General features: G+C 38.7%; 12 protein-coding genes. 3 read left to right on the plus strand and 9 right to left on the minus strand.

Annotated elements, in window-relative coordinates:
• Positions 1-281: 281 nt before the first annotated feature.
• From QZ738_RS11265 to QZ738_RS11305, 9 genes are all read right to left on the minus strand, one after another.
• Complete coding sequence (locus tag QZ738_RS11265; protein WP_293787552.1) at positions 282-1,151, minus strand: pirin family protein; 870 nt, start codon at positions 1,149-1,151, stop codon at positions 282-284.
• 67 nt (positions 1,152-1,218) lie between these two features.
• Positions 1,219-1,749 carry a YceI family protein gene (locus QZ738_RS11270; RefSeq protein WP_293787554.1) on the minus strand — a complete coding sequence of 177 codons (531 nt, stop codon included), beginning with the start codon at positions 1,747-1,749 and terminating at the stop codon, positions 1,219-1,221.
• Between the two features lie 174 nt (positions 1,750-1,923).
• Positions 1,924-2,511 (minus strand): Crp/Fnr family transcriptional regulator, encoded by a 588-nt coding sequence (locus QZ738_RS11275; protein ID WP_293787556.1) that lies wholly within the window; start codon positions 2,509-2,511, stop codon positions 1,924-1,926.
• A 12-nt stretch (positions 2,512-2,523) separates the two neighbouring features.
• Positions 2,524-2,682 (minus strand): FeoB-associated Cys-rich membrane protein, encoded by a 159-nt coding sequence (locus tag QZ738_RS11280; protein WP_082458743.1) that lies wholly within the window; start codon positions 2,680-2,682, stop codon positions 2,524-2,526.
• Between the two features lie 626 nt (positions 2,683-3,308).
• Positions 3,309-4,496, minus strand: coding sequence for a hypothetical protein (locus QZ738_RS11285; RefSeq protein ID WP_293787558.1), 1,188 nt, complete (start codon positions 4,494-4,496; stop codon positions 3,309-3,311).
• Between the two features lie 364 nt (positions 4,497-4,860).
• Positions 4,861-5,688, minus strand: coding sequence for a GMP synthase (locus QZ738_RS11290; RefSeq protein WP_293787560.1), 828 nt, complete (start codon positions 5,686-5,688; stop codon positions 4,861-4,863).
• An 8-nt stretch (positions 5,689-5,696) separates the two neighbouring features.
• Positions 5,697-6,797: a carboxylate-amine ligase gene (locus QZ738_RS11295; protein WP_293787562.1), complete on the minus strand. Its 1,101-nt coding sequence runs from the start codon at positions 6,795-6,797 to the stop codon at positions 5,697-5,699.
• Positions 6,798-6,825: 28 nt separating this feature from the next.
• Positions 6,826-7,896: a hypothetical protein gene (locus QZ738_RS11300; RefSeq protein WP_293787564.1), complete on the minus strand. Its 1,071-nt coding sequence runs from the start codon at positions 7,894-7,896 to the stop codon at positions 6,826-6,828.
• A 103-nt stretch (positions 7,897-7,999) separates the two neighbouring features.
• Entirely contained in the window at positions 8,000-8,707 is a 708-nt protein-coding gene (locus tag QZ738_RS11305; RefSeq protein ID WP_293787566.1) for an alpha/beta hydrolase-fold protein, read from the minus strand.
• Between the two features lie 181 nt (positions 8,708-8,888).
• Here QZ738_RS11305 and QZ738_RS11310 point away from each other — a divergent pair, with 181 nt between their 5' ends.
• From QZ738_RS11310 to QZ738_RS11320, 3 genes are all read left to right on the plus strand, one after another.
• Complete coding sequence (locus tag QZ738_RS11310) at positions 8,889-9,701, plus strand: alpha/beta hydrolase-fold protein (RefSeq protein WP_293787568.1); 813 nt, start codon at positions 8,889-8,891, stop codon at positions 9,699-9,701.
• A gap of 329 nt (positions 9,702-10,030) precedes the next feature.
• Positions 10,031-11,698: a sensor histidine kinase gene (locus tag QZ738_RS11315; RefSeq protein ID WP_293787570.1), complete on the plus strand. Its 1,668-nt coding sequence runs from the start codon at positions 10,031-10,033 to the stop codon at positions 11,696-11,698.
• The gene (locus QZ738_RS11320; protein ID WP_293787572.1) at positions 11,695-12,447 is read left to right on the plus strand and encodes a LytTR family DNA-binding domain-containing protein; all 753 of its coding nucleotides are present in this window, start codon (positions 11,695-11,697) and stop codon (positions 12,445-12,447) included. The genes QZ738_RS11315 and QZ738_RS11320 overlap by 4 nt, the downstream gene beginning before the upstream one ends.
• The last annotated feature ends 59 nt before the right edge of the window (positions 12,448-12,506 follow it).

Here is a 12,506-nt window from a genome sequence, read left to right on the forward strand (position 1 = left end):
ATCAGGTTTATGAACATCATTTTTATACCATTAAAATGGAATACTGTCTTGGCCTTATAGCCCTGGGTGCAGCGGTACCCTGCAGGGCAGAGAAACGATGCCCGAAGCGTACAAGCGGAACACAGGAACACCATTATTTTCTTGCAGATTCATTGCGCTCCCAAAGAAGATAAAAACTACCTTATATGCAGTATAAAGCAAAAAAAAACGGCAATTTTCTAAAAAAAAAGCGCCGTTTTTAAATTTCGTTTTAAAAATAATATTAGGTAACAATGAGCAGTTTATTCTTCTAAATAACCAAATTTACCGTGATTGTAATCTTCAATGGCCTGATGAATCTCAGCCTCGGTATTCATTAAAAATGGACCATATTGTGCAATAGGCTCATCTATGGGCTCTCCGCTCAATATTAAAATCACACTATTTTCCAGGGCTTCGATTTTAATCATTGTGCCTTTGTTGCCGAAGTAAACAAAAGTATCTGCCGCCACATTTTCTGACCCATTTACTTTAATCGAACCTTCAATGATCATCAATCCGGTGTTAGAATGCTCGGGAAAGTTAAAAGTAGCCTGCCCATCTTTATTTAACCGGGAATTATAAAGTTCTATCGGGCTAAAAGTTTTGGCATTGCCTTTTACGCCTTCATAATTGCCCGCTATAATTTCAATTTTACCGCCACTTTCAGGGAGGTCAAAACGGGCCATATCAGCTTGTTTAATTGCTTGATAGCCTGGTTTTCCCATTTTATATTTGGCAGGTAAATTAACCCATAACTGCACCATCTGGAACGGTCCGCCAGCTAAGCTATAGTTGGTTTCATGATATTCCTTATGTAATATACCACTTGCTGCCGTCATCCATTGTATATCACCAGGGTAAATTACTCCGCTGTTTCCGGAGCTATCATGATGTGCAACCGCGCCATGATAGGCAATCGTTACCGTTTCGAAGCCACGATGTGGATGAACGCCAACACCCCTTGGTTCTTTCCTTGCAGAAAATTCGATCTTTGAACCATAATCCATCAGGAAAAAAGGGTTCATATTGATCTGATAACCATTTGGAAAAAAATTATGTACCCTAAACCCATCGCCAACCATATGTGGCGCTGGTGCTTTTAGTACATTCTCTACTTGTTTTGTTTCCATGATTGGAACCTTTCAGTTATGCGTTTGGCGTTTTGCGGAATTACGCTAATCGCCAAACGCCTATCGCTTATACGCTTTTCACAAACTGTAATTCACCTAAAATGCGCACTTCTTCACTTACCATTACACCGCCGGTTTCTAATGCAGCATTCCAGGTTAAACCAAAATCAGAGCGGTTGATTTTTCCACTTAAGGTAAAACCGGCTTTGGTGTTGCCCCATGGATCGGCAGCAATACCACCAAATTCTGCGGTTAATTTAACCGGTTTAGTTTCTCCCTTGATGGTTAAATCGCCTTTAACGATATAATCACTGCCATCTTTTTCTACTGAACTGGATTTAAATTCGATGTGGGCAAATTTTTCAGCATCGAAGAAATCACCACTTTTTAAATGGTTATCACGATCAGTGTTTCCGGTATCAAGCGAACCGATATCACCTTTGAAAGAAATTTCCGCATTTTCGAACTCATCACCGTCAGACAATAATTCTGCTGAGAAAGATTTTAAACTACCTGTAACCGTAGTAATCATCAAGTGTTTTACTTTAAACTGTAATTCGCTGTGGGTTGGATCCAATGTCCATTTCTGTTGTGCCATATCTTTTGTTTTTTGAGTTTTTATATTAACAACACAAAAGTAAAGCGTAGGTTTTCGCTACCTATTGATGTATGATAAGTAATTGGAAATGATTGGATGAGCGAATGTTGAAAGCTGAAAACTTAGATTTAACTCAAGCATTTACAGATTCAAAACTCACTCCTTCAAGATTGCCTATGGCCTGAAATGTTTATTTGCCAGTTCTTTCCTTACCCGGCTTAACGATTCGGGCGTAATACCCAGATAGGATGCAATCATCCATTGTGGCACACGGAGGGTAAGGTTTGGATAAAGTTTGATAAAATCGAGGTATCTTTCTTCTGCCGTCGCACTAAGCAGCATATTAATGCGCTTTTGCATAAAGCGGATCGAATTGTTGAGTAGTCTAATTTGCATAGGCTGTAAGCATGGTACCTGCCTGGCTGCTTCTTCCATGAAATTGTTGGGCATTAACACAGCTTCGGTTGCTTCTATGGCATCGATGAAAAATATCGAGGGTTCGTTATTCATGTTGTTGCGATCAGAAACCAACCAGTTTTCGGGTGCGAACTGGAGGATGTGTTCCTTGCCTTTCGCATCAATTGAATAAGCACGTAACAAACCTTTGCCAACAAAATACCCGTGCTTGAAGTTATCACCTGTATATTGTACGATTTCGTTTTTCTCGAATTTTTTAATCTTTAAAACAGATGATATGCTTTCGAACTGTTCATCAGTGATCTCTATTTTTTCCTGTAAGTATTTTTGAAACTGATGAATCATAAAGGTAAGCTGTTATTTTTTTACAGGCTTAATATCGGAAAAATCTACGCCACATTTACAATTGCCACCACATCCATCTTTTTTTACCTGTAAAGATTTAAAAACCAAACGGCCAACATATACCAATGCTACCGCAAAAAGTAAAAAGACTAAAATCGTTTGAATATCCATAATACAAATATAAAGGGTTTTAGGAGGAAGGTGTTCAGTTAAATGTAAATTATTGGAATGCTACTTATTATTAACCGCAAACTATACGAACGGTTTCGCGAAGAGCGCTAAGTTTTTTACCACAGAGTGAACGGAGTTTTACACGGAGGAAAAAAGAGGTTTTTATGTGTACGGATGGTCTATGATTAACCGCAAAGTACACGAAGGTTTTTCGCGAAGGGCGCTAAGTTTGTTTAACCACAGAGAAAAATGAGTTTAACACAAAGGATAAAGAGGGGTTTTTATGTATATGCATAGTTTATTGTTAAACGCAAACTATACGAAGGGTTTGGCGAAGAGCGCTAAGTTTTTTACCAAGGAGAGAACGGAGTTTTACACGGAGAAAAAAAAGGTCTTTATGTGTACGGACGGTCTATTATTAACCGCAAAGTACACGAAGGTTTTAGCGAAGAGCGCTAAGTTTGTTTAACCACAGAGAAAAAGAGTTTACACAGAGGGCATAGAGCATGTGTTATTCGTTATCGGATCAGGTTCATTTTTTAAGTTTACCATAGAATTACGGAGTGTATCTCAGCGTTCCTCTGTGTCTTATTCTTAGTGATCTCTGTGGTTAAGGAAAACATAGTTTATTTCTCCATAAAACATACTGTACCTCCAACCCAATCAAAATCGGCATTGTAGCGTACGCCGATCATTTTACCACGGCTTAGCCGGGCGAGATTAATGCATAGTTGGGGTTCGCCACCATCTGGCCATAAATACATCATCCTGATTTCAGCTTTTACACCACCATCGGGCGATTGTACAGCAGGTTCATAATTTACTTTCCGCTGTAAAATCCAGTTTTCAGGATCCTTGATGTTGGCAATATCCGTTTTGGTCACATCAATCATAACGCCCATACCTGCAAAAGAAAATAAGGGTTTCAGTACATAGTTTTCTAAATCCCCTGGAAGTTTTTCTATTTCGTTTAAAAAGCGTGTTTCGGGTATAAATTCACTTTTCAGGAAAGGCATGGTGAACTTACTGATCCGATAAAACCAATTGGGATGTGTTACCCATTCCACTTCGAGTTCTTCACGCGGATCGAAACTGTTTTTGAAGATTTCGGTGTTATTGGCTACTTCATCAAAGATCAGTCGGTTATAAATTCTTTTTAACTGGATCTTTTCGCCATTTTCTTCGTAAAAGAGCTTTGTGCCTGCTTGTTTAATCTCTTCCAGTGCCAAAATTTTAATACCAAGCATTTTCTGGGTTACAAAAAAATCAATCGCTGTTTTCTGGTTTGGGGCATCCACATCCATTAACGCCACTTCTTCGGGTTTATGCTGGCCGATAATAACTTCTTTGAGTAAGGCAATGTATTTTTCTTCGTTAAAGCCATTTAAGAAATAATCTACGGAATCATCTATACCGAAACTGCTTTGAAAAGTCTTACCCAGATGATGTTGAAATCCATATAAAGAAGGAAATCCCTGCATTTCGATCAGCATGGGCGTAAGTTCTCCGGCCTGGTTTTTACAAATGCCGAAATCAAAAGTTAAAAAGTGTGGCTGCTGATTTTCGTTAGGTACGTTCCAATCAGAAGGAATTGCTTTTTGGGTGAGTGCCTTAAAATTAGGTTGCTTAATCAGTTTTATGATTTCTTCGCCTGCTGCAATTAATTTTTCTTTTAAAGCTCTTGGAACAAAAATAGGCGTTTCTGCAACCCGAAATGGGATTTCTGGGTAACTGCTTTGCAGTTGAATGAGGAAGTTTTGGTACTTTTCATCCGTAAATTGTTGATTGTACTTTTGGCGTTGAGCAGGTATCATAGTATTATTATTTAGGGGTTTCGTCATTGCGAGGAGGTACGGACGAAGCAATCTATTATGTCGGAATAGTGCTGTATCTAACATTCTTCATTTCCTCCCATAAATTCTTTCACTATAGATTATTCTCTTTTACGATTCTATAATAATGCTAGTTTATCCGATTTATACCTGCCGAAACCAAAATAGGATATTTCTTTATATCCTTGTATCCCAGAAAAAAAATCAGAACCAACTTTGTATCTAAAGTAGTATCGTTTTTTGCTTAAAATGTTGCTATACGTGTCAAAATAGTTAATCTGCGGGAAAGATTGCTTCACCCCGGTGCTAATCCTTTGCTTCAGTTCGCAATGACGAAGCCTTAAGACTACACCTCTTGCAAATTCCGAATTGCTTTATGCAGAAAATTAGGTAAAATAATACTTTGCGTTAATACAATCCTTGCCGGATCATCTAAGCTGTTTAACATATCCAGGTATTTTTGTTCCCCGTGCATATCTACAATGGCTTTTTTTCTTTCGTCTTGTAGCAGGTACATTTTCATACCTATCGGATCTGCCTCTGGATGGAATTGCGTACCAATGATTTCGTCCGAAAAGCGGATCGACATCATACAACGTTCCAAATCAACATGTTTACGTTCTTTTTCGATAGCCAATAATTTAGCGCCTTTTTGCTCAAAAGCAACAAAATCCGGCTCTATAACCTGCCAGTCTCTGCTATCGACCGAAAAAAAGGGGTTCGTAATGCCCTTAAAAATTTCGTCTTTTTCTCCCTCTTCGGTTAAGTTGATCGGGAAAATACCAAAAGCGTTCGAGCGTCTTTCGGTAACGTTGCCCAGATTATATTTTCTACAAGCCAATTGAAAGGAATGGCAGATCAAAAAAGCATATTTCTTTTTTTCTTCATGGATTTGGTTAAATACCTCAATCTGATCAAGCAGATTAAAAAAATCATTTTCCCATTGTTCACCTTTACTTTCAATTGGGCTACCCGGGCCACCGCTTGAAATATAAGCATCATAATTAATGCCTGGTATTTCTCCTTTTTGTCTTAAGTCAAAAATATCAAAGCTTAAATCGATATTGTTTTCGTTTTTAAAACGGGATAAAATTTCCTGAATTCCCCGCATGCCCTGGTTAGGTGCACCGTTATTCATGTCGATAACAGCTACCTTTAAACTTCTTTTATCCATTTCTAAAGTTACTTTGCGCCAATAAGTGTTTGATTAGTAATATAATCTACCACCGCTTCAAAGTTACCGGTTTGTTGGTAAACAGCCAACTGCCGGTCTGCACCGGTACCGTGTTCCAATATTTTATGCACATAATTGATATCATTGCGGCAGCCTAAATCATCCACTACATCGTCAACAAAATCCAGTAATTCCAAAACAAGGTTACGGCAGTTTACTTCCATTTCTTTCCCAAAATCAATAAGGTTTCCATCAATTCCATAACGGGCTGCCCGCCATTTGTTTTCATTAATCAGCGCCCTCGAATAGCTGATAAACTCCATGTTCTGTAAACGCAATTTGTACAGTTTGGCACACAAAGATTGAAATAAGGCCGTAAGCGCCATCGTTTCGTCAATTAACATCGGACAATCGCAAATGCGGAATTCAACGGTATCAAAGAAAGGATGCACACGGATATCCCACCAGATTTTTTTGGCGTTATCCATGCAATTGGTTTTGATGAGCAGTTTTACGTAATTGTCGTAATCTTCGATGCTGTTAAAGATATCAGGAATCCCGGTGCGCGGAAATTTGTCGAAAATTTTAGTGCGGAAAGATTTATAACCGGTATTGCGCGATTCCCAGAAAGGAGAATTGGTCGATAAGGCAAACACGTGGGGTAAAAAATACCTCACCTGATTGGCGATATGGATAGCCAGTTCGCGCGATTGAAAGCCCACGTGCACATGCAAACCAAAAATAAGGTTTGAACGTGCGGCTTCCTGTAGCTCATTCACAATTTCGTTATAACGTGGATGCTCGGTAATCAACTGCTTTTCCCAGTGTGAAAAAGGATGTGTGCCGGCAGCTCCGATTCTTAAGCCCTGCTCTCCGGCCAGTTGAGAAACCGTATAACGCAATTGTGCAATTTCCTGACGGGCTTCGGTAGTGGTGCGGCAAATACCTGTGCCCACCTCTACCACGGCCTGGTGCATTTCTGCCTTAACCTGGTCTTTGTGTATTTTTTGTGCGGCCTCTACAATTTTTTGTTCGTGAGAAGTAAGTTCTCTGGTAACGGGATCAATTACCATGTATTCTTCTTCTATGCCCAGCGTAAACTCGTTCATCCTGTTATTGATTAAAAATTAAATCCCATTATTTTTTTGCTGCGGCTTTTTTAGGTTTTGCAGGTGTTGTTTCTGTTTTAGCCTTTGCTGTAGTGGCAACTTTCTTGGGCGCTGCGGCCTTAACCACTTTCGGGGTTGCTTTAGCAATCAATGGTGTACCGCCAACTGATGATTTAATGTATTTGCCCCAGGTTAAATTATCTTGTCCTTCTTTTTGCGCTTTAGCCCTTTCAATCGCATAATTTGCAGTGGTTTCCACTACCCAGTCAAAATTTTCCTGGCCAACACTTTTAATGTCGGCATCCGGGGCAGGGTTACAGAAGTCGATAGCAATAGGTACGCCATTACGCACCGCAAATTCAACCGTATTAAAATCGTATCCTAAATAATTACACAATTTTAGGGTGTACTCTTCTACTGTTTTAAGCAATTTCGGATCTGGAGTTTTACCTTCTGTAGCATAACGTAAATGATGTGGATTGCGGGGGTCGTACTGCATAATACGAACATGTTTGCCTCCTATGCAATAACACCTAAAATATTCTTCGAAAATAATCTCTTCCTGCAAAAGCATCACCAATTGCTGGGTGCCACTATGTTTTTCAAAAAAATCTTCTTTATCATGAAGTTTATAAACATCTCTCCAACCACCACCATCGTAAGGTTTCATATAAGCAGGAAAACCCACATAATCAAAAATTGCATCCCAATTTAGTGGCATTTCGAGATTAGAAAATGATTCTGATGTTGTCCCTGTTGGATGTTCCCTGGAAGGGATCAAGGCAGTTTTGGGTACTGGAACACCAATTTGCTCGGCCAGGGCATTATTGAAAAATTTCTCGTCGGCACTCCACCAAAATGGATTATTGATTACGGCAGTTCCGGTAATAGCAGCATTTTTTAACGAGGCGCGGTAAAATGGCACATCCTGCGAAATACGATCGATGATTACGGAATAACCTAAAGGTACATTCTGAAATATCTTATCAATCTTGACCGCTTCGGCAGTAATGCCTTTTTCTGCTTTTTGATTAATTCTTTCGATTACTGCTTCAGGAAAAGAGCGTTCCTGTCCAAATAAAATCCCTATTTTCTTCATTGGTAAATTTTAAGTTTAATTGCTTAACTGGTTAATCGGTTAATTGTTTGATGACGATATCCTAAATCGGCCGGTGACTTAAGACTGCCGACTTTGGACTAAACTAAAGCTGTGCAATATAATCCGGAAACATTTCTCTCCAGACCGGCCAATCATGATCTGCATTTTGTCTGATATCCAGCCAGTGGCTGATGCCTTTTTTATTTAAAATGTTAGATAAACGCTCATTATCCGGCCTGCACATATCGCGGTCTGTTGTACCCAATACGATTTTCATGTAATGCAGTTCAGGGTTACTGTTGTTTAATACGAAATCAACCGGGTTGTTGAAATAAACATCATCATTGTAAAAACCATCCAGCTGGCCGGTTATATCAAAAGCACCGCTCATGCTAAACATATGGCTAACCAGCCATGGATGCCTAAAAGCAAAATTTGCGGCGTGATAACCGCCAAAACTGCAGCCAGCGGTAATCATTTTACTATGCCCGGTTTCATGCCTGGCAAGCGGGGCTACTTCTTCCAATAAATATTTATCGTACCAGATGTGGTTTTTAACCCTGTCGGCAGGATGAATACTTTTATTGTACCAGCTTAATTTGTCAATGCCATCCGGGCAATAAATTTTGATTTTTCCTTCATTGATAAATCCCTCAACAGAATCTATCAATTTAAAGTCCTTGTTTTCAAAATATCGGCCCATACTTGTAGGGAACAGTAGGATAGGGATGCCACCGTGACCAAAGATGAGCATGTCGATTTCGCCACTTAAATTGGGGCTGTACCATTTCTTATGTTCTTCTTTAACCATAATACAAATTGAATGTTTAAGGTATAAATTAAAATCTGTATTAAGAATAGTATAAACATTAAAAATAGATCAAATGAGTTGACAATTGTAAAAATTAACCTATGATAATTAATAGTTTATGGAGATTTGTAACTTTGCAGCCTAATTCTGAGGCGATAGCCATGTGATAGGGATTCTGATTATGAAGTACACCACCATTTTATCGGTAAAAGTCAATACCAGCAACTTTAAAATATCTTCAAATTATTTAAAGCGCGAGGTTGAAATAGATATTTATACACCCGAAGGTATTTTGGGTAATGAAAAAATAGAACTTCTTTTATTAAACGACGGACAAGATGTGGCCAGGATGAATTTTAGTCAGATTTTAGAAGCGGCACATCATGCCAAAAGAAATCACAGGCTAATTGTTGTAGCCATCAAGTCATCGGAAGACAGGTTAATGGAATATGGTGTTGCCGGCGTGCCCGATTTTAAAGGACGTGGCGCAAAAGCTAACTTATATAATGATTTTGTAATCAAAGAACTTTTGCCTTTTGTTAAAAAGAGAATTGCAATGCCGGTTACCGGTAAAGTGGGTTTTGCCGGATTCTCGCTGGGAGGATTATCTGCTTTTGATATTGCCTGGAATAATCCTGCAGCGTTTGATGTTGTTGGCGTTTTTTCAGCCGCATTTTGGTGGAGAAAAAAAGATTTAAATGATGGCTATACCGATGCCGACCGCATTATGCATCAGCAACTGGAAAATACTTCCAGCAAGCCGGATATGAAATTCTGGTTGATGACCGGAACGGAAGATGAAAAGGCTGATCGGAATAAAAACTTAATTATAGACTCCATAGATGATACCATTGATGTGGTTAAAATTCTTTTGAATAAAGGCTACAAACGGCCTGACCAGGTTTTTTACTATGAAAAAGTTGGCGGTAAACACGATGTTGAAACCTGGGAAAGTGTGATGCCTGCTTTTTTAAATTGGGCATTTGAGGTTTAGAAATCGTATTATATAACTTGTTTAAAGTCAATTTCCATAAGATGTTTTTGTTTAGTGCATAATAAATTTGGTTGCGACGATGTCAATTTTAATATTCTCAAAAGATTAATTTTCTCCTCATTATTCTGGTTCTACTTTGCTACCTTTCTAAGAACAAAACTTGGGAATCAGAATGTCGTAATTATACTTCGAAACGACCAGATTCTAGTTTCTTTCTTCCGTATCCTCAGAAGATGTTGTCCGGATTATTTTCAAGCTACACTTTTGTGATAATACATTTAAACTTAAACGTAATTATGACAAGAAAGATTCTTTTAATCTGTTGCCTAATGCTTGGAACTATCATCCACGCGAACTCACAAAAATTCATTTTCCACGCCGGAAGTGGAACTTCCTATGAGGCCGTACCTGACCACCAAATTTTTGTGGGAGTGCAGTCGCTTCTACAATATCGACGTATAAATAAAGATCCCAGTCTTACGGGCAAGTATCAGATAGGGCTATTTTCCAGATTCAGCTCTTTAACAAAAGAACCAGTTGAATTTACGGGCGCTCCGGTACAAGTAGGTACCAAAACTTACCCCAGCTATTTGATCGATGACGGTTCTGCTGCCACACTCATCGCACTGGGCGTTTCCAAAGAAAATATAAAAGATTACAGGTATCACATAGTTAAAAACGATAGTGTAGAAATTGTACCCTGGTCGCCCCTTTCAAAACTAGAGATGAAATACGGCGCCAAAGTTCCCTATGCAGCGTTAGGAACGTTCACTTCGCCAGAGGGCACAATCATGGTAGAAGTCATTAACAAAAACAACTACAACATCAGGGATGGTATAATTTACGATTGGAGAACTCATTATAAGCCATTTATTACCAGTATATCCATGATCAAAGATACCGTTAATTATGAACTTACTGATCCTAAGCGTATTCATGGTTATTCCAGTCAGATAGATCCTGAAACCGGTGCACCAAAGGAGCTGTATTTTCCTGCCGACTCTGTAGCCTACATGCGTATCTATTTTAAAGCCCACGAAACGATCCCTTATCGCATTTGTTTGGAAAATCTGGATAATGATACTGTACAGAATAATGAACTAATCTATTATCTGCTAAAAGATTATTATGATATTGAAACTAAACTACTTAAGAATCCTGGGAAATATCGGATAAGTATACAGCCTCTGACACCGGGTTATGGAGATCAAAGCAAAGGAGCTAGAGGCAATATAGTATACATTCCCATTACGATAAAACCGAGACCAGCTCAGGAGGCATCGCTAAAGCAAATGCTGCCTTATATCTTAGTAATACTCTCGGGTGCTGCTTTGCTATTTTTTATTTACCATACCCGTAACCAGCGTAAATTGAAAACTACCGTTCAGGAGAAACAGTTTGCCGGACTGAAACTGAAGTCAATCCGTTCGCAGCTTAATCCGCATTTTATGTTCAACGCGCTATCTTCCATCCAAGCCCTAATTAACAAAAATGATTTAGACAAAGCAAATTATTACCTCTCTATTTTTTCTGGTCTCACCAGACAGGTACTGGATGGCAATAATGAAGAAATGTTGAGCATTAGCGACGAATTAAAAATGCTGGAAGATTACCTGCAAATGGAGCAACTTAGGTTCGGGTTCCAATATGAGATTTCGATTGAAAAAGGTTTGAATCATGATAACATAGAGATTCCGGCCATGCTTTTGCAACCCCTTGTAGAAAATGCAGTAAAGCACGGTGTTTCAGGACTAAGAGAACTGGGGGAAATCCACATCAATGTTGTAAGTGTAAATTACAATCTTATCATATCACTTTCTGATAATGGCAAAGGATTTAATCCATTAGAAAAAACTTCAGGCTACGGTATCAAATTAAGCCTGGAAAGAATTACCTTGCTTAATCAAATCTACAGCGATCAGCCTACCCATCTGGACATCAAAAGCGACAAGGGGGGTACTATAATTACGATAACTTTAACCAATTGGCTATCATGAACATCAGTGCAATAATTATTGATGACGAATCCCATAACATCGAAAATTTACAACTTATTATTACAAAGTATTGCTCCGATATCACCATTAAAGCAACTGCGGCCAACGCTATAGATGGTGTATCAATCATTCAGCAATATCAGCCAGATCTGGTATTCCTTGATATCCAAATGCCAGATCAGTCTGGATTTGATTTATTGAGCAAACTATCAAGTATTACATTTGAAATTATTTTTATCACCGCCTATGACAAGTATGGGATACAGGCTATTAAATTTTCAGCGCTCGATTATCTTCTCAAGCCTATTAATGTGAGAGAATTTGGGCTTGCCGTAGAAAAGGCCAGATTGAGAATTCAGGAAAAACAACGCAATAGCAATTTGGAAAATCTCCTCAGTTACATTAAAGCAGGTAATCGCGATCCAAAAATCGCCTTGCCCACTCAAAAAGAAACGCTTTACGTGAAGATCAGCGACATTGTTAGATGCGAGGCTGTTAACAACTACACAACTTTTTGTCTAAAAAACCGAGAACAAATCCTCGTTTGCAAAACCTTGAAAGAATTTTCCGATCTGCTCAAACCACAGGGATTTGCACGTACTCATCAATCACATCTGGTAAATATAAAGTATGTGAAAAGTTATCTGAAAGAAGATGGCGGGACGCTATTGCTTGATAATCAGGATAAAATTCCAATATCAAGGCAAAATAGAGAATCGATTAAAATCGTATTAAATCAAATGTTTTGATTCAATCTTTGAAAATAATCAATCTTATACAATCAAATTGTATTGTTTTCGGGTTGACA

This window comes from uncultured Pedobacter sp., from assembly GCF_913776295.1.
In the GTDB taxonomy this organism is placed as follows: domain Bacteria; phylum Bacteroidota; class Bacteroidia; order Sphingobacteriales; family Sphingobacteriaceae; genus Pedobacter.